The sequence below is a fragment of the Microlunatus sagamiharensis genome (assembly GCF_900105785.1).
Taxonomy (GTDB): Bacteria; Actinomycetota; Actinomycetes; order Propionibacteriales; family Propionibacteriaceae; genus Microlunatus; species Microlunatus sagamiharensis.
In genome coordinates this window covers 2,465,419-2,486,127 of the sequence record NZ_LT629799.1, presented here as the reverse complement: position 1 = coordinate 2,486,127, position 20,709 = coordinate 2,465,419, and the positions used below count along the sequence as shown (strand labels likewise).

Annotated in this window: 16 protein-coding genes; 3 read left to right on the top strand and 13 right to left on the bottom strand. The window is 71.2% G+C overall.

The window, feature by feature from the left end:
• The first annotated feature begins 139 nt into the window (after positions 1-139).
• Positions 140-1,387, top strand: coding sequence for a hypothetical protein (locus tag BLU42_RS20620; RefSeq protein ID WP_157719939.1), 1,248 nt, complete (start codon positions 140-142; stop codon positions 1,385-1,387).
• Between the two features lie 193 nt (positions 1,388-1,580).
• Here BLU42_RS20620 and BLU42_RS11310 read toward each other — a convergent pair whose 3' ends face one another.
• Positions 1,581-2,801, bottom strand: a complete 1,221-nt coding sequence (locus tag BLU42_RS11310) for an MFS transporter (RefSeq protein WP_091074522.1) — start codon at positions 2,799-2,801, stop codon at positions 1,581-1,583.
• Positions 2,802-3,013: 212 nt separating this feature from the next.
• Positions 3,014-3,847, bottom strand: coding sequence for a prenyltransferase (locus tag BLU42_RS11305; protein ID WP_091074521.1), 834 nt, complete (start codon positions 3,845-3,847; stop codon positions 3,014-3,016).
• A gap of 20 nt (positions 3,848-3,867) precedes the next feature.
• Between BLU42_RS11305 and BLU42_RS11300 the strand changes: the two genes are divergently transcribed.
• Both BLU42_RS11300 and BLU42_RS11295 read left to right on the top strand, forming a co-directional pair.
• A complete protein-coding gene (locus tag BLU42_RS11300; protein ID WP_157719938.1) occupies positions 3,868-4,569 on the top strand; it encodes a carotenoid biosynthesis protein in 702 nt (233 codons plus the stop codon).
• Positions 4,566-6,083 carry a phytoene desaturase family protein gene (locus BLU42_RS11295; RefSeq protein ID WP_091074519.1) on the top strand — a complete coding sequence of 506 codons (1,518 nt, stop codon included), beginning with the start codon at positions 4,566-4,568 and terminating at the stop codon, positions 6,081-6,083. The genes BLU42_RS11300 and BLU42_RS11295 overlap by 4 nt, the downstream gene beginning before the upstream one ends.
• Positions 6,084-6,730: 647 nt before the next feature.
• Here the strand turns inward: BLU42_RS11295 and BLU42_RS11290 are convergent.
• The 11 genes from BLU42_RS11290 to BLU42_RS11240 form a co-directional block, all read right to left on the bottom strand.
• Positions 6,731-7,468, bottom strand: a complete 738-nt coding sequence (locus tag BLU42_RS11290) for a TIGR02391 family protein (RefSeq protein ID WP_091074518.1) — start codon at positions 7,466-7,468, stop codon at positions 6,731-6,733.
• A gap of 164 nt (positions 7,469-7,632) precedes the next feature.
• Complete coding sequence (locus BLU42_RS11285; RefSeq protein ID WP_091074517.1) at positions 7,633-9,198, bottom strand: FAD-dependent oxidoreductase; 1,566 nt, start codon at positions 9,196-9,198, stop codon at positions 7,633-7,635.
• Positions 9,199-9,382: 184 nt separating this feature from the next.
• Positions 9,383-10,231, bottom strand: coding sequence for an aldo/keto reductase (locus BLU42_RS11280; RefSeq protein WP_231918104.1), 849 nt, complete (start codon positions 10,229-10,231; stop codon positions 9,383-9,385).
• Positions 10,228-11,478 carry a metal-dependent hydrolase family protein gene (locus BLU42_RS11275; RefSeq protein ID WP_091074516.1) on the bottom strand — a complete coding sequence of 417 codons (1,251 nt, stop codon included), beginning with the start codon at positions 11,476-11,478 and terminating at the stop codon, positions 10,228-10,230. The genes BLU42_RS11280 and BLU42_RS11275 overlap by 4 nt, the downstream gene beginning before the upstream one ends.
• Positions 11,475-12,428: a succinylglutamate desuccinylase/aspartoacylase family protein gene (locus BLU42_RS11270; RefSeq protein ID WP_091074515.1), complete on the bottom strand. Its 954-nt coding sequence runs from the start codon at positions 12,426-12,428 to the stop codon at positions 11,475-11,477. Before BLU42_RS11270 ends, BLU42_RS11275 begins: the two co-directional genes overlap by 4 nt.
• A gap of 88 nt (positions 12,429-12,516) precedes the next feature.
• On the bottom strand, positions 12,517-13,308 hold the full coding sequence (locus BLU42_RS11265; protein ID WP_091074514.1) for an IclR family transcriptional regulator: 792 nt from the start codon (positions 13,306-13,308) through the stop codon (positions 12,517-12,519).
• Positions 13,305-15,020, bottom strand: coding sequence for a gamma-glutamyltransferase (locus BLU42_RS11260; RefSeq protein WP_091074513.1), 1,716 nt, complete (start codon positions 15,018-15,020; stop codon positions 13,305-13,307). The genes BLU42_RS11265 and BLU42_RS11260 overlap by 4 nt, the downstream gene beginning before the upstream one ends.
• Positions 15,017-16,576 carry a DUF885 family protein gene (locus BLU42_RS11255; RefSeq protein ID WP_231918590.1) on the bottom strand — a complete coding sequence of 520 codons (1,560 nt, stop codon included), beginning with the start codon at positions 16,574-16,576 and terminating at the stop codon, positions 15,017-15,019. Before BLU42_RS11255 ends, BLU42_RS11260 begins: the two co-directional genes overlap by 4 nt.
• A complete protein-coding gene (locus tag BLU42_RS11250) occupies positions 16,569-18,329 on the bottom strand; it encodes an ABC transporter permease (RefSeq protein WP_091074511.1) in 1,761 nt (586 codons plus the stop codon). Before BLU42_RS11250 ends, BLU42_RS11255 begins: the two co-directional genes overlap by 8 nt.
• A 50-nt stretch (positions 18,330-18,379) precedes the next feature.
• Positions 18,380-19,483, bottom strand: a complete 1,104-nt coding sequence (locus BLU42_RS11245; RefSeq protein WP_091074510.1) for an ABC transporter substrate-binding protein — start codon at positions 19,481-19,483, stop codon at positions 18,380-18,382.
• A gap of 90 nt (positions 19,484-19,573) precedes the next feature.
• The gene (locus BLU42_RS11240) at positions 19,574-20,623 is read right to left on the bottom strand and encodes an ABC transporter ATP-binding protein (protein ID WP_091074509.1); all 1,050 of its coding nucleotides are present in this window, start codon (positions 20,621-20,623) and stop codon (positions 19,574-19,576) included.
• Between the last annotated feature and the right edge of the window lie 86 nt (positions 20,624-20,709).

Here is a 20,709-nt window from a genome sequence, read left to right as displayed (position 1 = left end):
TACGCCAGTGCACGTTCAGGCGTGAAATACTCTAAGTCGCTGGGGCTCGCTGGGCTGCAGCGAGCCTTCGGCATGTGTCGGTCGCAGCACCGGCACATCGCGGGCGATGATTACTCGAACTATTGGTGACGAGGCTTCTGTGAGCGATTACTGGGTTGCGGAGTGGCTGCGCGAGCGTGGCCTGACTTCATGGGAGGCAGCTCGGATCCGCATCGCCACAGACGATGGTTTAGATAGTGCACTCGCCGCCGCAGAGGATGCTCAAGCGCTTCCCGATGTACCGGCGGGTAAGAACTTCGTCGCAGGAACGGGCTCGGATCTGACCACGCGCTTCGCGTGTAACGACATCAAGTGCTTGAAAGCGACGGTCGACAAGCTTGTTCGTCAAACGTGGTTATTCTTCGACCACGTAATTGTCGTGGGACTAGATCCACAAGACTTCCTCTTGAGTGCTTCTCAAGATCGCGAGGACGCTCGAGAGAAGTTAGCCACTGCCGTAGAGGTGTACCTGTACATCCGTGACGCTGACGTTACCGAATTCTTTCATTTCAGACGCGACATGAGGCTTTGCACAGAGCATCTAAACCAACACGCGCTTGAGGCGGGCTTGAGCCCGGTGGATGAGATGGTCAAGCTCCTCAGAAGAGAATTTAAAAATGGCGGAAAGCTGAAGGTAATCGACACTAGCTCAGGTCGAAAGTGGGTCTTCCGGCACCCCGCTCTGAGTACGGTCTCGATCGGTAAAGTACCCCCCGAACTCAGTACTGCGAAGCTGAAGAATCGGGTCATTGAGCGTCAAGCGCGGGGACTGGTTGCTTCTTATACTCGTAGCGTCAGCCTTGCCCGTCGAAGTCGCGCAACATTGGGGCAGTTCGCTCTTGAGACCAGCAAAGTCAAACTTGCGTCTGCTGCTAATCGAGTTGAGGTCGGAGAAGTCGCTCTCAATGTCGCGGTTCCTCTATTTCACGATGCGCCTATCGGTCAGCTGCTGAGTTTCCGTGCTGCCGAAAGGGAGGAGTTCGAGATCTTCCGATCTGCCCTGTCGAAGGCGATTAAAGAGAGGCTGGCCAATGTCGAGGAACCGGACGCTGTCGGTCTTGCCAAGGAGATTGTGGAAGATGTCTTAAACCCCGCAATAGCGAGCCTCACACTACGAAGCCAGAAATCGGCCAGAATTCTTGGTGCGCGATCCGCGGGATCTTTGGCTGTTGGGGGACTGATGACGACCGTCGGCCTGATGCAGTTCACCCCCTTAATTTTGCCTGGTTTAGTCCTTGCAACTGGAGCCGCCGTTGCCAACTACGCCGAGTATCTAAAGGACAGGCGTGAAGTTGACTTGAATGAGCTCCACTTTCTTTGGCGAGCCGGTAGCACGATTCACGGGTGAGCCAGAGGCGAGTAACTGCATGCGTTGTTCCTTCTCTCCGCCCTGCGCAAGTAGGCCCCAGTGCTGCTGGTTTGCAGGCTCAGGCGGTAAGCTGATTGGAGCGCGCATTTAGCACTTTGAGTAGTTGCGTCTCCGCCGTGATCCGAAGCGGTTCTGCTGCTTCGCTGAGGCGTGAACCCATCCCGGGGATCCTTCAGCGGGGCAGCAGTCTCCGCGTCGACGCAAAAAGCGCCCCACCGGCGAGCACCGCGACCGCACCGACGAGGAAGACCGTGTGCACGCCGAACCCGTCGAGCAGGACGCCACCAAGAGCGGCACCCAGCGCGATCGCGAGCTGGAAGTTGGCGACGAAGAGGCCGCCGGCCGCCTCGACGCGGGTGGGCTCCGCACGGGAGGCCCAGGTTTGCGAGGTGGTGGGGATGGCGCCGAAGCCGAGGCCCCAGACGGCGATCGCGGCGAAGGCGAGCACGACGGAACCGTCGGACAGCGAGAAGCCGAGGATCGACACCGCGAGCAGCGACGGGACCGCCACCAGCACGACCCCGAGGTGGTGGTCGGCGAGGAGCCCGGCGATCACGTTGCCGAAGAGCCCGCCGAGGCCGTAGACGGCGAGCAGGATCGCGATCAGCGCGGGCGTCATCTCGGGCATGCCCTCGGCGGCGGTGCGGATGAAGGTGTAGCTGCCGAAGTGGCCGGCGATCATCACCGCCAGGCCGATGAGGCCCAGGATCATGACGCGACGGCGGAGGACGGCGAGGAGGGTGCGGACGCCTTCGCTCGCGGCGGCCGGGACGGACGGCATCGCGACGACGAACAGGACGACCGCGGCGGCGGTCGCGATGGCCACGGCCCAGAAGACGGCGCGCCAGCCGTACAGCGAGCTGATCAGGGCGCCGAGCGGGACGGCGGCGACGGTGGCGGCGGAGACGCCGAGGTTGACCACGGCCATGGCGCGGCCGACCTTGTCGGCGGGGACCAGGGTCGAGGCGACGGCGAGAGCCATCGCCCAGGTGCCGGCGAGGGCGACGCCGAGGAGCAGTCGGGACACGACGACGATCGCGTACGTCGGGGCGATCGCGCTCAGCAGGTTGGAGACGACCGCGAGCGCGAGCAGCCCGATGATCAGGCGGCGCCGGTCGAGGCGGGGGAAGAGCAGGCCCATCGAGGGCCCCGCGACCATGCCGACGAGCGCGGTGGCGGTGACGACCTGGCCGGCGACGCCCTCGGTGACGCCGAGGTCGGCGGCCATCAGGGGCAGGAGGCTGGCCGGGAGGAACTCGCTGGTGACGAGGGTGAACACGGCCACCATGAGGGCGATGACGCCGGGCCAGCCCGAACGGGTCCGAGCGGGCGCGTCAGGTGCGGCGGGCGGTGCCGTGACGGGGGCGACGGAGACCGGTACGGTGCTCGTCATGGGGTTCAGCTCCTTGGTGCGCGCTGCCGGAGCGCGCGCAGGCCTGGTCGAGACGTCGGGACGTGTGCCCGGCGGTCGATGGCGGGCCGTGCGAAGAGCGATCGTGCTCGTCGCGGTTCCCACAAGGGGTGCGACGTGAGCCGCAACTTCCTTACCCCGGCTTTTCTTCCTCAGCCCGTCGATCGCTACCGGGAAGCGCTGACCGCGGAACCTCAGGCGAACGGCCAAGTCTGGTGCTGGACCCCCGTGACCACGAAGAGCGCGCCGCCGAGCACGGTGTTGAGCAGGGGGAAGCGGCGGTAGAGCGCGAAGAGCTGCGAGCGCCCGCTGCTGCGGAGGGAGAGGGCAATCATCGCGAGGTAGACGAGTCCGGCGATCAGGGCGAAGACCCCGAGCGAGGGGAGGGCCAGCAGCGCGGCCGCGGCGTACGCGGCACCGCAAAGCAGCAGCGTCCCGCGTCGACCGAAGCGCGTGGCGACGGTCGCCAGCCCCGCCTCGCGGTCGGCGTCGATGTCGGGCACGGCGGAGTAGGCGTGCATGGCCATGCACCACAGCAGCGCCGCCAGGACGATCGAGACCGGGGGCTGGCTGCCGCTCATGGTCGCGTACGCGGCCAGGCCGGGTGCGACGTAGAGGATGTTGAAGGCGGCGTCGACGACGGGCCGGGCCTTCGCCCGGATCGGCGGTGCCGAGTAGCCGACCCCGGTGACGAGGAAGACCAGCAGCCAGGGCCAGGCGTGGGGGAGGAAGGGAACCAGGGCGAGGAACGGCACGTTCAGCACGAGGATGGCCGTGACCAGGCCGCGACGCTGCTCGGGGTGCAACAGGCTCTCGTAGTCCTGCTTCTTGGGGTTGAGCCGGTCGGTCTCGACGTCGAAGAGGTCGTTCACGCCGTAGATCAGCAGGTTGGCCGGCAGCGTGAGGTAGAGCCCGAGCAGCCAGACCTCAAGCGGCGGGCGCAGCGACGTCGCTGCGAGGGCGATCATGAAGGGCCCCAGCAGGTACATCCAGAACCGGGGCCGAGACACCCGGAGCAGCTGGCCCATGGGCCGCGATCCTAGGTGTCGTGGACAAAGCGTTCCGGAGGTGGCGCTGGCCCCTGGCCGTGCTCCTCGTGGCCGCGGCCGGGGGTCTGTCCATCGCGCCCCTGCAGCCCCGCTGGTGGTGGGTGTCGGCGCTGGCCATCCTGCTCTTCTCGATGCCGGTGATCGTCGGGGCGGTGCGCTGGCTGGGCGCCCGGCGCGGCGCGCTGCTGCTGCTCGGGCTGGGGCTCTACGCGCTGGTCTTCGAGTCGCTCGCCGTCGCCACCGGGTTTCCGTACGGCCGGTTCCACTACAGCGGGATCCTGGGTCCGCCGCTGCTCGGGCTGGCGCCGCCGACCGTGCTGCTGGCCTGGACGCCGCTGCTGCTCGGCAGCCTCGCCAGCACCCGGCGCTGGTGGCAGGCCGTCGTCCTGGCGGTCGTCTGCGACCTCGTCCTCGACCCCGCCGCGGTCGGGCTCGGCTTCTGGGCCTGGGACGAGCCCGGCCGCTACTACGGGGTGCCGCTGGTCAACTTCCTCGGCTGGGTCCTGTCCGCCGGGATCGCGGTGCTGGTCCTGCGCCGGCTGCGGCTGCCGCAGCCGCTGCCGGGCCTGTTCGCGCGCAACCTCTGGCTCGTCCTGGTCTTCTGGACCGCCGTGAACGCCTGGCAGGGACACTGGCTCGCGGTCGGCGTCGGTGTCGTCACCATCGTGGCTTTGTCGCCCGCCTATCGTCGCGTCCCGTGAGCCCCAGTCCTGTGAGCCCCAAGAGCACAGCACTCGTCGTCGGCGGCGGCATCGGAGGCCTGGGCAGCGCGGCGCTCCTCGGGAAGCGCGGCTTCGAGGTCACCGTCCTGGAGAAGAACGCCCTGCTGGGTGGGCGGGCCAACTACTTCGAGGCCGACGGCTTCCGCTTCGACATGGGCCCGTCCTGGTACCTCATGCCCGACGTCTTCGAGCACTTCTTCGCGCTACTTGGCGAGCGGGTCGAGGACCACCTGGACCTGCAGCGGCTCGACCCGTCGTACCGGATCGCCTTCCGGGGCACCGACCTCGAGGTCGACATGTTCTCCGACCTCGACCGCGACGTGGAGACCTTCGAGCGGCTGGAGCCCGGCAGCGGGCAGGCGCTGCGGACCTACCTGGACAGCTCGGCGGAGCAGTACGCGATCGCCATCGACCAGTTCATGTACCGCAACCACGACAGCTTCTTCGACTTCATCGACCGCAAGACCGCGGTGCAGGGCCGTCAGCTGCACGTCTTCGAGAACATGCACAAGTACATCAGCCGGTCCTTCTCCACCGACACGGTGCAGAAGATCCTGGAGTACCAGCTGGTCTTCCTCGGTTCCTCGCCGTACAACACCCCGGCGCTCTACAACATCATGAGCCACATCGACTTCAACATGGGCGTGTTCTTCCCCAGGGGCGGCATCTACTCGATCATCCAGGCGCTCGAGGCGATCGGCACCAAGCACGGCGTCACCTACCGCACCGGGGCGCCGGTGGCGCAGATCCTCAGCGACGGCGGCAAGGCGACCGGCGTACGGCTCGAGTCGGGGGAGGTGCTGCACGCCGACCTCGTCATCTCCAACGCCGACATGGCGCACACCGAGACCGAGCTGCTGGAGAAGCAGGACCGCACCTACTCGGCCCGCTACTGGTCGAAGAAGACGCTCGCGCCGAGCGCGTTCATCCTCTACCTCGGGCTGAAGGGGCGGGTGCCGAGCCTGACCCACCACAACCTGGCCTTCGGGCAGGACTGGAAGCGCAGCTTCGGCCAGATCTTCGACAGCCCGGCCTGGCCCGACGACCCGTCCTACTACGTCTGCGCGCCCAGCCGGACCGACGAGTCGACGGCGCCCGAGGACCACGAGAACCTCTTCGTGCTGGTGCCGGTTGCGCCGGGGCTGCCGATGAGCGACGCCGACATCGCCACCTACCGTCGCCGCACCCTGGACCTGCTGGCGGCCGACTTCGACGTCCCCGACCTCGAGTCGCGGATCGTCTTCGAGCGCACCTACACCTCGCGGGACTTCTCCGCCGACTACAACGCGTACGGCGGTTCTGCCCTGGGGCTGGCGCACACGATGAAGCAGACGGCGTTCCGCCCGAACAACATCAGCAAGAGGCTGTCGAACCTCTACTACGTCGGCGCCAGCACCAACCCGGGCATCGGGATGCCGATCTGCCTGATCTCGGCCGAGCTCGCCTACAAGCGCATCATCGGCGACACCAGCAGCGGGCCCCTGCCGGTTTGAGGCCGTCGCGACGAGCTTCTAACGCAGGAGTCGATCGTCTTGTCGTAGTGCCCTTGTTTAGCCAAGCCGACGATAAGGTGTGCGGCCGTCTCGCTTCTCACGAACTCGTTGAACCCGCACGCCGAGCCGCTCGCGGATAGTTGATTTGGCGAAGGCTGCAGTCCGCCGCAGTAAGAGGACCCGCGTGCGGGACACCTGGAGTAGGCAGGCCCCAACTGCTGCCCGACGCCATCCACGGTTGGTCGAGTTCATGCCCGTAGGGTGCTCCTGTGCTCGGACCTATGGACTTGTGGCGCACCTGAGATGCTTGGAGGAAGACGCCCGTCCTCTCCGATCTGAGCACGCTCGGCGAGGTCGCTGTGTACTACCTGACGTTCGTCGTGTCAGTTCCCGAGCGAGGCGGATCGCTCGACGTCGGCTCGCTGGCCCAAGTACCCATACAGTCCGCACAACGAGTTGATGAGGCGACCTATGGGTGCACTTAGACCCCGTGGGCTTGTCGACTCTTCGCCCCGCATCCTGATGGTCGGCTAGGACCCACGTGCGGAGCGCGTCCAGCGAATCGCCCTAAGCCACACACGACCCCTAGTGAAGGTCACCGAGGGTGTCCGCTGCGCCGCAAATGGGGGAGCGACGGGATGAGAGACTCAGTTGTCGGCCGGAAGAACCTCGGCGGCGTCGACCCACCGCGCGAGAACGCTGAACGCTGCGACGTACTCGAGCGCGACGTTCTCTGCGATTTCGGTCTCCTCGTGAGAAAGCGGGTTACGCACGGCCCTATAAAGCCCACGCGCCAGGTCGCCAGCTCCTGCGTGCTGATTTCTAAAAGTGTCGCCGCCGTCGTCCTCGGAGAGCCTCAAGCGTGGGTGACCCTCGATCGGCCGGTTAGGCGAAAACGCGTCACTTAGGAGCGCCCACTCAGAGGCGTCCCGTCGGCCGAGCTTCGACTGAGCTTGCGCGTTGATCGCCCGAGCGGCTGCGCCCACGGCTTCGCCGAAGTGACCGCTGCCCCACAGGCCGGCGATGCTTCCCCACACCCAAGGGTGCAGGCTGGCCGCAGATAATTTGGGTCCGACGCTGCCAAGGTTTGCCTCAAGCTCCTCTTGTGCCTCAAGCTGGGCGATCGCCCTGTGAGTTGCCTCGCGGTGACGCCACCAGGCCTGCTTGGCAGGCGCAATCCAATCTGCCGTTCGCCAGTCGAGGACGATCCGGTCAAGAATTTGCTCCGCGACCTGCGCTGCCGCTTGGACCTCCTCTTTCGGATTAGCAAGCGCGTAGTGGGCGAAGCCGAACGTATTGGGCCCATCCGGTACGTAGCGAAGCTCAAGAACGCGAAGGAACCCGCGTAGCTTCTCGAGCGCCCACTCCGTGTTCAACTCAGCCATGACAAGACGCTAGCGCGTTGGCCGACCCTCGTACGGAGCACACAGGCGCAGCCTCGATGAGCATCCGGACGACTTAATCGTGAGGTGGGAGGTTACGGCCCTTGACCGCTCGGCCGTAACGACAACTTGACCCCGGTTGAGCAGGATGGACGCCAAGATCGGTCTCAGGACCCGACGCGCTCCAGGAGAGTCCGAGCCCCCAGCAGCCGCGGCTGCCGGGTGCTGGTCGGGACGGTCCACAGGTCGTGCCCCGCGAGGCCCCAGCGCCCGAGCAGCGTGTTCGCGGCCAGGAGGCCGGTGGTCGCCGCGCGCTCCATGAGGGCCACGGGGTAGTCGCACCGGATGCCGTCGCCCGCGAGGACGAGCCGTGGGTCGGGCGTGCCGACCTCGGGGCGCCGCAGCCAGGGGCTGGTGCCGACCAGCGGGCAGTCGTCCTCCACGAGCCACTCGTCGGCGACGACCTGCGCGTCGGCGGTCTCGGGGTAGACGCGGGCCAGCTCGGCGCGCAGCGTGGCGCGGACCTGCTCGTCGTCGCCGTCCTCGGGTTGCAGCGCGTACGCGTGCACCTCGACGACGGAGGCGTCGTGGTCGTCCGACCAGCGGCGGGCGCCGGCCTCGAAGCGCTCCAGCACGGTGATGTTGTCCATCGGGCCGTAGCCGCTGGTGCCGAGGAAGGGCGGCCGGTCGGCGTCGACCCGGCGGTCGAGCCACAGGCGCCAGACGGCGAAGCGGGGCGCGTTCGTGGTCTCGAGGAGCCGGCTGCGCCACTCGGCGTCGTCCGTGGTACTCTCCGTCGCCTCGACGAGACGGCGCGTCGTACGCAGGTCGGTCGCGAGGACGACGGTGTCGGCGGTGAGGCCGCCGGCGTCCGTGGTCACCCGGACCTGCCCGTCGCCCGACGTGAGGTCGAGCGCCTCGACGGACTCGCCCGTGCGGACCTCGACCCCGAGCCGCTCCAGGTAGCGCGCCAGCGGCGCCCAGAAGACGGTGTCGTAGTCGTCGACGGGGACGTCGAAGAGCAGGCCCTCGGACGAGCCGAGGAAGTAGCTGTGGAACATGCCGACCAACTCACCGGCGGAGAACTCGTCGGGGGAGGCGAAGAAGCTGCGGGCGAAGACCTCGAGGGCCAGGTGCCGTGCCGCGTCGGGGAAGCCGAGCCGGTCGAGGAACTCGGCGGCGCTCTCGCCGTCGTGGTCGGAGAAGGTCCGGGGGAAGTCGACGTCGAGCAGCTCCCAGACCTTGACCTTGTCGATGTTCGCCAGGTCGGAGGCCTTGAAGCTCGGGCTCTGCGCGACGAAGGCCGCCATGTTGAGCGGCGGCGTCTTCGGGACCTTGGCGAAGGAGTCGCGGTGCCCGCCAGCGAGGACGAGCGGGTAGTCGTAGACGGGGGTCAGGCCCTCGAGCGCCGGGTCGACGCGGCGCAGCAGCGCCCGGAGGTTGTAGTACTGGCGGAAGAAGGCGTGGAAGCCGCGGCTCATGGTCGTGGTGCTGCCGTCGGCCTGCTCGACGGGCCAGGCGCGGACGCGACCGCCCAGCTGCGCCTCGCGCTCGACCAGGGTGACGCCGACCCCGCGCTCGGCCAGGCCGACCGCGGCGGCGATGCCGGCGATCCCGCCACCGAGGACGAGGGCCGTCGGTCGCGCCCCGTCGTGCGGGGCCTTGGCCAGCCCGGCGTGGCCGGGGTGGCGTTCGGCTCTGACGTCGCGACCGGGGATCCAGGCGCGCCTCACCGGGCACCTCCGCCGAGGTGGGGCATCAGTCACCGACTCCTTCTGCCGACCACGGCTGCGAGCGGCGGGCCGAGTGTAGCCAGGGGCTCCGCGTCGACCGGCCGACCGAGACGGACGGACCGGGTCAGCGCCCCGGCCGCGCCCGACCCCGCGTCCGCAGGGCCGGGCACCGCCGCAGGACCCCTCAGCCCAGGCGGCCCAGCTCCTCGGCCGACAGGTCCAGGTCGGCAGCGGCGACGGAGTCGGCGGCGGTCTCGGGCCGCGTGGCACCGACCAGCGGCACGAGGGCCGGCGAGGTCGCGAGGTGCCACGCGAGGACGAGCCGGGGCACCGACACCCCACGCTCCCGGGCCGTCCGCGCGAAGGCGGCGCCGACCGGTGAGCCCGGGTCCCTGACGGTTCCCAGCGGACGCCAGGCGAGGAAGGCCAGCCCGGCCTGCTCGCTGAGCCGCAGGGTGTCCTCGGTCCCACGGTGCGTGGGGGAGAACTGGTTCTGCACGCTGACGAGCCGGTCGCCGAGCACCTCCACGGCGAGCTCGAGCTGGCCCGCGTCGACGTTGGACACCCCCGCCTGGCGCGCCAGGCCCTCGTCGACCACGTCGCGCAGCGCGAGCAGCGACTGCGCGTAGGGGACCTCCGGGTCGGGCGCGTGCAGCTGGTAGAGGTCCATCCCGACGCCGCCGAGCCGCTCGTACGAGGCCTGCGCCGCCGCACGGAGGTGGGCCGGCGACGCGTCGGTCAGCCAGCGGCCGTCGCCGGGCCGGACCCGCCCGCCCTTGGTGGCCACCATGGGTGCAGGCCTCACGCCGTCCACCGCCCGGCGGACGAGCGTCTCGTTGTGCCCGACCTCGTCGGCGCCCGCGTGGTAGGCGTCGGCCGTGTCGACGAGGGTGGCTCCGGCCTCCAGCGCCGCCCGGACCGTGGCGACCGCCCGCTCCGTCGGAGGCCGTCCCTCGATGGAGAGCAGCATCCCGCCGAGGGCGACGGGGTGCACCTCGGTGTCGCCGACCGCACGCGGTCCGTGGACGCTCACCGCGCCACCTCCCGGCCGGCGAGGACGACGGCCTCGATCAGGTCCGACGGGTCGGCGAGCGCAGCCGGGTCCGTCGAGGGGTCCCGCCGGCAGAGCAGCACGTCGCCGGCCGCGCCGGGCGCGAGCTCGCCCGCGCGCCCGGCCAGGCCGAGCGCCCGCGCGGCGACCACCGTGGCCGACGCCAGCACGTCCCACGCCGGCTGGAGCGGTGCCCGCAGCGCGAACTCGCCGTTCTGCCGGTCCCGGGCCGAGCCGAGCAGGTCGGTCCCGAAGGCGATCGCGACGCCGTGCCTGGCCGCCGTGCGGACGGCCTCGGCACCCCGGGTCCTGACCTCGGCGAGCTTGGCCACGCTGGCCGGGCCGAGGCCGTCCGGGCCCGCCTGCTCGGCGAGAACCTCGTACGTGGACAGCGTCGGGACGTAGACGGTGCCCGCCTCCGCCATCTGCCGTGCCGTCGCGTCGTCGAGCAGGTTCCCGTGCTCGATCGTGCTGACGCCCAGCCGCACGGCCCGCTCGATGCTGGCGGCGGTGTAGGCGTGGGCCGCCACGGGGAGCCCGTGACGGGCGGCCTCGTCGACGGCCGCGGCGATCTCCTCGTCGGCGAGCTGGAGGTCGTCGATCGCGTCGGTCGGGCTCGAGACGCCGCCCGAGAGCATCAGCTTGACGAAGCCGGCCCCCGCCCGCACCTCCTTCCGCACCGCGGTGCGGATCGCGTCCACGCCGTCGACCACGAGGCCGATGCCCGGCGCGAGGCGCTGGTCCTCCAGCGCGTGCCGCCCGCGCGGACGGAGGTCGCCGTGCCCGCCCGTCGCGGACAGCGCGTGCCCGCAGCGGACCAGCCGGGGGCCGACGGCGAGCCCGTGGGCCAGCGCCCGGGACAGGCCCTCGTCGGCCCCGCCCGCGTCGCGTACCAGGGTGAAGCCGCGCGAGAGCGTGGCCCGGAGCTCGGCGAAGGCTCCGGCGGCGACGTAGGACATCGGCATCCCGGTGAGCGCCCACTCGTCGGCGGTCGAGGCCGTCACGTGCACGTGGGCGTCGACGAGCCCGGGCAGGGCGAAGAGCCCGGTCGCGTCCCGGTCGCCGTCGGTGACGGGGGAGCCGTCGTCGGGGCCGACCGAGCGGATCGTCCCGTCCTCGACGACGACGGCCACGTCGCGGACCGTACGGCGCCCGGCGACGTCGACGAGGGTGACGTGGCGGATGCGCAGGGAGCCCCGGGGGACCTCGGGCAGGGCAGGTCCGCTCACCCGGCGAGCTCCTCGGCGACGGTGCTCGTGGTCGCACCGTCGCCGACCATGAACCCGTAGTCCCCCGGGGCGACGCGCGAGGTCGACTCGCGGGTGAGCACGAGGATGCTCGGGTCGAACGGCGCACGCAGGGTCTCGAGCACCTCGAAGGTGCCGGCGTCGACCACGGTGCCCAGCACGGTCCCCTGCGGGATGCGCTCACCCAGGTGCTCGGGCCCGAAGTCGGACAGCAGCGTCCCGCCGTTGCTCGGGCGCAGGGTCACGAGCGCGGTCATCACGACCTGCTCCGCCGTCGCGGGGGAGACCTCGCCGGTCAGCATCCCGAGCGCGCGCAGCACGTTCGTCGCGCCCGTCACCGCGCGGTCGAGGAACTGCTCGGTCAGCTGCCCGCCGCCGCCCAGCTCGCTCACCATCGCCCCGATGCCGTGCTCGAGGGCCCAGGCCGTGGCCGAGCCGGAGTAGGAGTCGTGGTGGTAGAGCAGGGGCGTCCCGTACGCCTCGGCCATCTCCCGCCCGTTCTCGTGCAGGTAGGCGTAGTCCACGGTCGAGTAGAGGCCGCTGGAGTGGAAGTCGATGAAGTGGTCGGCGCCCTCGAGGACGCCCACGAGCGCGGCCGCCAGCTGCTCGGTGATCGACCCGCCGGCGTCGCCGGGGAAGATGCGGTTGAGGTTCAGCCCGTCCTGGACGGTGTGCCGCGTCATCGTCTCGAAGGAGAACGGGTTCGCGACCGGCACCGCGACGACGGTGCCGCTCAGCTCGGCCCCCTCGAGCGAGGTGAGGACCCGGCGCACCGCCTCCACGCCCATCGCCTCGTCGCCGTGGATCCCGCCGAACATGACCAGCGTCGGTCCGGGCCGGTCGCCCGTCAGCCGGTGCACGACCAGCTCGGCGGTCGCGCCGGTGGAGGTTCGGGTCACGTCCAGGCGCTCGATGGTGTGCGCGAACGGCACGGTGGGTCCTTTCGTCGTGGTGCGCCACCCGCGGGTGCGGGTGGGTGTCGTGCGTCGGTCGGTCGGTCGGCCGCGGTGGCGGCGTGGGTCAGGAGGCCTGGTGCCGGTCCGGCCCGTGGGCAGGGTTGGCCAGGCTCAGCTGCTCGGCCGCGTCCTGCAGCAGGGGGACCACCGAGTCGGCGATGGACGCGGTGAAGCGCGCGGCCGGCCCACCGACGGATAGGCCGCCGTACGGCACCTGGTCGGCGTCGAGCACGGCCACGGCCCGGCAGCGCAGGCCCGGGGCGAACTGCTCCTCGTCGTTGGCGTAGCCCTGCACCGCAGCGAGCTCGAGCTCGGGGCCGACCGCGGCGAGCGCGGCCTGCGGGTCGGTCTCGCCGGCCGCGTCGAGCAGCTGGAGCCGCCGCCAGGGCGGCACCAGCGCCATCACCGCCTTGCCGAGCGCGGAGGTGGACGGGCTGATCGGCTCACCGAGCCGGTTCACGGCGCGCACGGCGTGCTCGGACTCGGCGCGGGCGACGATGTAGAGGTTGTCGCCGACGAGCTGGCCCACGGTCACCGACTCGCCGATCTCGGCCGTCAGCCGGCGGGCCGCCGCCTCCAGCTGGTCGAGCGCGGGCAGCGTCGAGCGCACCATGACCGACATCGCGACCAGCCGGGGCCCGGGCACGTACCAGCCCTGGTGGTCGGCGCGGAGGTAGCCCCACGCGCACAGGTTGGACAGTAGGCGGGCCGCGGTGGAGAGCGGCACGTCGCCGGCGCGGGCGATCACCGTCGCCGTGCGTCCCTGGACGGGGAGCGTCGAGACGAGCTCCAGCAGGCGCAGCGTGCGCTCGATGTAGCTCGTCCTGGGCTCGGCCGTGGCCGGCTTCGTCGTCATGGTGCTCCCTCCGTCGGGTGGACCGTCCGCGGCTCGAGTCTCGGCCCCGGCGCCTCGAGCGCGACGACCGATCCCGGCCGGCGCGGGTCGGCGTGCCCGGTGATGCCGTGCTCGCCCCGCTCGAGGGTGTGGACGTCGCCGAAGTGCCAGTGGTACGGGGCCACCGCGCTCACCGGCACGCGCCACGTCCGGGTCAGCTCGTCGAGCACCGTGGGCTCGACGCGCGCCTCGACGTGCAGGGTGTCGTCCAGGCCGGAGCCCTGGAACCGGGGCGCGTCGATCGCCTCGGTCATGGAGAGCCCGAACCCGAGCCGGCCCAGCAGGACGTGCGCGACCGCGCGGGCCGCGAGGCCGGGCGAGCCGGTGACGATGTCGGGCGCGGCGTCCGTGCGGCTCACCATCGTCGGCGGGAAGGGGCTCACGACCCGCCCGCCGCGCACCCCGACCTCGCCCGGGAAGCCGTTGCCGCTGTTGACGTTCACGCCGCCCACGACGAGCCCGGTGCCGAACGTCGTCCCGCAGACGCTGTGGGTGACCGAGACGCTGCTGCCCTCGGCGTCCACCGCGACGAGGTGGGAGGTGTTCACCGAGCTCGCGGGCGCCCGGGTGGTGGCGGGAGCCGCAGGTCCGGGGGCCGGCGGCTGCTCCGGTCCGCGGCGTACGCCGACCGCCCGGGACAGGTCTCCGAGGACGGCCGAGGCGCCGTCGTCGAGCACCGCCGCGAGGGCCTCGGTGCTGCCGCCCGCGTTCGCGGCGACGAGGTCGCTGACGTGCTCGGCCAGCCCGACGACCGCGCGCAGCCGGGCCAGGGCGGCCGCGTCGGTGCGGAAGTCGCGGAGCAGGTCGACGCCGCAGCGCTCGGCCACCCGCAGGACCAGGGCGACCAGCGCGCCGCCCGTGGCGGGCAGCGGGGCGCTGCGCACGGTGGCCCCGAAGGCGCGGAAGGTGAGGGGTTCGGCGTCGACCGGGCCGTGGTCGCGCAGCTCGTCGACCCCGAGGTCGGCCCCGGTGGAGCGCGCCGCCTCCACGAACGCCGCGGCCCAGGCCCCCTGCGCCATGTGGTCGGGGCCCTCCGTCGCCAGCGCATGCAGCGTCTCGGCGAGGGCGGGGCGGCGCACCCGCGTGCCGACGGGCGGGACGTGGCCGTCGGGCAGGAACTCGGCGCGCCCGGAGGCGTAGCGGGCCAGCCGTTCCTGGGCGAGGTAGGTCTCGCCGTAGAGGAAGGAGTACATCGCGAAGCCGTCGCGGGCGACCTCCTCGGCCGGGGCCAGGCACCGGGCCCACGACAGCCGCCCGTGCCGGCGGTGGTGCTCGGCGAGCGCGCGGACCAGGCCGGGGACCGCGATGCGGCGGCCGTCCCCGTCGCCCAGCGCCGCCTGGACGACGTCGTACTCGCGCCAGGTCCGCGCGACCGGCGCGCCGGAGCGGGTGTGGGCCAGCTCGCCGTCGAGGTACGCGTACGCCCCCGTCCGGGCGTCGTGGCTGAGGATGCCGACACCGCCCGCGAGGCTCGTCATCTGCGGCTCGACGACGGTCTGGAGCAGCACGCCGGTGGTCACGGCGTCGGCGGCGCTGCCCCCGGCGCGCAGCGCGTCGGCCATCGCCTCGACGACCAGCGGGTGCGAGGCCGAGACGACCCCCGACGACCCCGTCGCCGTCGGCTTCGGGCCCTGCTCGAGCGCGGTCGCCGGACGCGGCTCGGAGGACGTCACGCCGCGCCCCGGCGGGGCAGCCCGCAGTCGAGACCCAGCACGTCGGCGGCCAGCCCCACCGGGGGCGAGCCCAGGGCCAGCAGCTGGTCGTGGAACGCCCTGAGGGTGGGACGGCCCGCGCTCCGCGAGGCGGACTCCCGGAGGTTGCGGAAGGCGACCTTGCCCACCGTGTAGCGCGTGCAGCTGGGCTCCCAGGCGCAGCGCAGCGCCTCCGCGTGCGCCGCGGGCCCGGAGAGGAAGGTCCGCTCCTCGAACAGGGCGGTGGCCTCCGCGACGGACGCCCCGCCGGCGTGGATCGCCAGCACGGCCTCGACCCGGACGGCCCGCATCTGCGCGTCGAGCGCCATCGCGTGCTGGTAGGCCGCGGAGCCGGCGCCGTAGCCCTCCTCCCAGACCATCTCCTCGGCGTAGTGGGCCCAGCCCTCGAAGAAGAGCTCCGACCAGAGGGTGCGGCGCACCGTGGTCGCGGCGTCGGCCATCATCAGCGCGTGGCTGGCGTGCCCGGGCGCGATCTCGTGCACGGCCATCACCGTCATGGCGGGCCGGTTGAAGCGGGAGAGCCACCGGTCGACCTCGGCCGGGGTGAACGCCGGGCTGGGCGGCGTGATGTGGAAGTAGGAGCCGCCGCAGGACTCCCAGGGCGCCCGCCAGCTCACGCGGCCGGCGGCGAAGCGGCGCGCCGGCGGGGACGCCTCCACGCGGCAGTCGTCCTCCACCCGCGCGATGAGCTCCCGCTCCGCGGCGAACCGGGCGGCGCGCGCGACCATGGTCGCGGTGTCGGCGAGCACGGCGTCGAAGTCGCCGTGGTCGTCGAGGACGGCCGCGAGGACCCGGTCCTGCGGGACCCCGAGCTCGCGGGCGAGCCGCTCCTCCGCCTCGACGCGCACCGGCTCCATCCGGTCGTACTCGCTCCGAGCGAGGTCCGCGAGGGTGCCGGTGTCCAGACGGACCTCGTCCTCGCACGACAGCAGCTCCTCGAGCAGCTCCGGGCCGATGCCGACGGGCACCTCGGAGCCCGTCGCGAGCTCCTCGAGCCGTCGACCCAGCGTGGCGAGCGCGGTGCGCGCCCGGCTCGCGGTGTCGCCGTCGTCGTCCGCGAGCCCCGCCGCCAGCCCGCGCACGGCCGGCGCGAAGATCCCGGCGACCGGCGCGGGGACGAGGTCGAGCGAGGCGAGCGCGGCCGACACGAGGTCGGGGTAGTGGCCCAGGTGCTCCTCCCGGGCGCGTCGCCGGTCCTCGGCCGGGGCGTACCCGCGCTCGTACTGCGAGAGGTCGAGCGCCTCCACGTGGACCCAGGGGTCGCGACGGTGCTGCTGCAGCCGGCCGAAGCGGACGCTCATGGCGTGCTCGGTGGCGGCGACCTGCCGCTCGTCGACGGGGTCGGCGTACGCGGGACCCCCGAGCCGGCCGAGCATCGCCTCGACCCCGGCGGGCGACAGGTCGGCGACACGGCCGTCGTACTCCTCGTGCAGGCCCGAGTACTCGCGCAGGTAGCTCGCGTCGAGGTCGGCGACGCGCCTCAGCCGGGCGTCGGGACGTGGCGTGGGCTCAGGCATCGGCACGGGCGGGTCCTCCTGCGACGTCGGCGACCCCGCCGAACGCCGAGCGGCGTCGGCGCCCGAGCAGGCTGGCCCCGCCGACGAGGACGGCGACGAGGACCAGCGAGAACACGCTCATGAGCGTCGAGAGCGCGGCCGGGGTGGGGTCCTGGTAGTTGTTCAGGTAACCGAACATCCACACGGGCAGCGTCTGGTTGTCGCTGCTCAGCAGGAAGATCGACAGGTCGACCTCGTTGAAGCTCATGAGGAAGGCGAAGACGACGCCGAGCATCGCCGCCGGGAAGACCTGCGGCAGCGTCGAGCGGAGGAAGACCGTCAGCGGCGACGCCCCCAGGTCCAGCGCGGCGTCGTCGAGGGTGCGGTCGCTGCGGGCGAGCGCCGCCATCACGAGCGAGATGACGAAGGGCGTCGCGGCGACCGTGTGGGCGAGGACGACACCCACCGGCCCGCCCGACAGCCCGAGCCGGCCGAGGAACATGAACACGGCGAAGCCGAAGGCGATCTTGGGCACGATCACGGGCGTGAAGAGCATCGACTGCACCGCACCGGCCCCCCGGAACCGGCGACGGCTGAAGACCAGCGAGGCCGCGGTGCCGAAGACGCCCGCGAGCACGGCCACGACGGTCGCGACCACCAGGCTGCGGCCGGCGGCGCCGAGCACCTCGTCCTGCTGAAGCAGGTTGGTGTACCAGCGCGTCGAGTAGCCGGGCGGGGGCCAGACGCCGTACGGGACCGAGGAGAACGAGCTGATCACGACGATCGCGGCCGGGAGCACCTGGAACACGGTGACGAGCACGACCCAGGTCGACAGCCAGCGCACCCCCTTCGGCCGGGCGGGGACGAAGGTCGAGCCGCCCTGGCTCACCTCCCCGACGCGCCGGTGCACCAGGACGAACAGACCCGTGGAGGCGAGGGCCAGCACAAGCAGCACGATCGCCGCGACCGAGGCGAGCGGGAAGTCGGCCGTGCCCACGAGGTTGTAGACCGATGTCGACAGCGTCGAGACCCGGCCGCCGCCGAGCAGCGCGGGCGCGGTGAAGCTGGAGATGGCCAGCGCGAAGGTGAGCTGGGCGCCCGCGACCAGACCGGGCCAGCTCAGCGGCAGGGTGATCCTGAGGAACCGCCGCACCCGCGAGGCACCCATGTCGAGGGCGGCCTCGTCGTAGCTGCCGTCGACCTGGTTCAGGCTGGTCAGGATCGGCAGCATCATCATCGGCAGGAGCGTGTGCACGAGGGCGAGCACGACGGCGGAGCGCTCGTACAGCAGCCGGACCGGGGCGAGGCCCACGGAGCGCAGGAGCTGGTTCAGGAAGCCGGCCTCGCCGAGCACGAGCTGCCAGGAGTAGACGCTCGCGATCCCGGAGAAGATCAGCGACGAGAACACCACCGCGTTGAGCACCGCCCGCCCGACCCGGCTGCGCATCGAGTAGATGGTGAAGGCGGTCAGGTAGCCGAGCACGGCCGTGATCACCGTGACCAGGAGCCCGATGACCAGGGTGTCCGCGATGACCGAGAGGTAGTAGCGGCTGGTGAGGAACTTCGTCCAGGAGGCGACGGTGTTGAGCTCGTACGCACCGTCGGGCGAGTAGAGCTGGAACGAGTACTCCACCGCGGACTCGATCGCCGTGACGAAGACGGCCAGGAAGAGCACCACGCTGGGTGCGAGCAGCGCGACGCGGCGCCAGTCGGGGCGTCGCTCGACCCCTCGTGGCCTCCGCGGCCGCAGGGCCACCAGCGGGCTGGTCGTCATCGGTGCACCTCTCTCACGCGGTCGGTCTCACGCAGCGCTCGCGCGGGGGATCAGATGTTGGGGACGATCTCGGTGTTCCACCGCTCGGTCCACGCCGCGAGGTTCTTCCCCACCACCGCGTAGTCGACGTCGACGAAGGTCTGCGAGGACCGGTCGGCGATCGGCTTGAGCGCCTGGAGCTTGTCGGTCAGCTGCGTCGCCGTCACCGCAGGGATCTGGATGGAGGTGTCGACCCAGCGCTGGTTCCAGGTCGGGGACAGCATCTCGTTGATCATGTCGTGCATGACCTCGACCTGGTCGTCAGAGGAACCGGAGTTGATGTTGACCCCGACGGGGTCGAAGAAGACGCCCTGCTCGGGCGCGCGGTAGCCGATCGGGGCCCCGGTGTTCTTCCAGGCGTTGCTCGTGCCGAAGTAGTGCGAGGTGAGGGGCGCCTCGGCGGTGGAGAGGACGTTGAGGAACTGCGGGTTGGCGCTGACGATCGTGCGGATGTTCTTCGCGTGCTCCTTCCACACCGCGAAGCCCGGGTCCATGTCCTCCCAGCTCCCGCCGTTGAGCTTGCTGGCCATCCCGATCGCCCACCACGGCACCGTGAAGAAGCAGAGGGTGCCCAGCTGGGCGGGGTCCCACAGCTGCGACCAGTCGCCGAACCCGTCGGGGTACTTCTCGGTGTTGTAGACGATGCCCTGCTGGTCCGCCCCGAAGACGACGCCGACGTGGTCCTTCTCGACGAACGTCTCGTCGAGGCCGTCGGTGTTGGGGATGCGGCTGTAGTCGATCTTGGCGTACATGCCGGTGGCCTTGCCCCCGGCGGTCCCGCCGCCGTTGGAGAAGACGAGGTTGTTGAGCGGGGCCTTCGGGTCGGCCTGGTAGGCCGCGGTCTGCTTCGCGAGGTTCAGCGTGTCGTCGATCTTGATCTCGACGTTCGGGTGGCGGTCCATGTAGTCCTTCGCGAACTCCCGCGGCATCACCCCGAGGTCGGCGCCGGCGAAGGGCGTCATCACGATCTGCAGCTTGTTCCCGGCTCCGCCGGTGGACGCCGACCTCGGCGCCGAGGCGCAGGCGGCGAGAGTGCTCGCGGCGGCGGCTGCGGCCCCGAGTCCGAGGAAGCCGCGGCGGCTCAGCGAGGCCGGGCTCGTGCGAGGGAGGGTCATGGCGGGACCTTTCGGGCGGACGGTGCGGCGGAGGGTTCGGGCGGAGGGGTTCGACGGGCGTCGACGGACGAGCGGTGCAGGTCTGAGCGGTCAGGTAGGCAGGTCGGCCACGGGCACGGCGTCCTCGGCCCGGCAGGAGACCCGGACGGGATCGCCCACCTCGGGCACGAACGCGCCGCGGGAGGGGACCCGGGCGACGAGGTCGGGCGCGCCCGGCTCGGTACGCACGACCAGCCGCACGCTGGCGCCCTCGAACGTCCGCTCGACCACGGTGGCCGGACGGCCGGGGGTTGCGTCGGACGGGGCGACGGCGAGGACCTCGGGACGGACGCTGAGGGTGCCGCGCGGGACGACGCGATCGCCGCCGGCAGCGCCGCCGACGAGTGACGCGGCGTGCTCGGCCGGCAGCAGGTTCGTGTCGCCGAGGAACGTGGCCACGAACCGGGTGGTGGGACGGTGGTAGAGCGCCTCCGGTGTGCCCACCTGCTCGACCCGGCCCGCGTTCATCACGGCGACGTGGTCCGACATGGCCAGCGCCTCGGTCTGGTCGTGCGTGACGAAGACGAAGGTGGTGCCCGAGTCGCGCTGGATCTTCTTGAGCGCGACCTGCATCTGCACCCGCAGCTTGAGGTCCAGGGCTCCCAGGGGCTCGTCGAGCAGCAGCACACGGGGGCCGCAGGCGAGGGCCCGGGCGATGGCGACCCGCTGCTGCTGACCCCCGGAGAGCTGGGACGGCTTGCGGGCGCCGTACCCCTCCAGCTCGACGAGGGCGAGCATCTCCTCGACGGTCGAGCGGACGTCCTTGGCCGGCCGCCTCTGCACACGGGGTCCGAAAGCGACGTTCTCGGCGACGCTCAGGTGCGGGAAGAGCGCGAGCCGCTGGAAGATCAGGTTCGTCGGTCGCTTGTTCGCCGGCATGCGCGAGGCGTCCTGGCCTCCGATCTGCACGCGGCCCTCGGAGTGGGTCTCGATCCCCGCGAGGATCCGGAGCAGCGTCGACTTCCCGCAGCCCGAGGGCCCGAGGATCGAGAAGAACTCGCCCTGGCGAACCGACAGCGAGACGTCGTCGACGGCGCGGACGTCGCCCGCGTACACCTTCGTCACGCCGTCGAGCACGGCGTCCTGCACGTCCGAGATCATGATCTGCCGCCTCGACTCTCACTGAGTGGTAGTGCGCTCTCGTTCAGTGGTGATGACACTACGGCGCCAGGCATGCCTCGTCCATG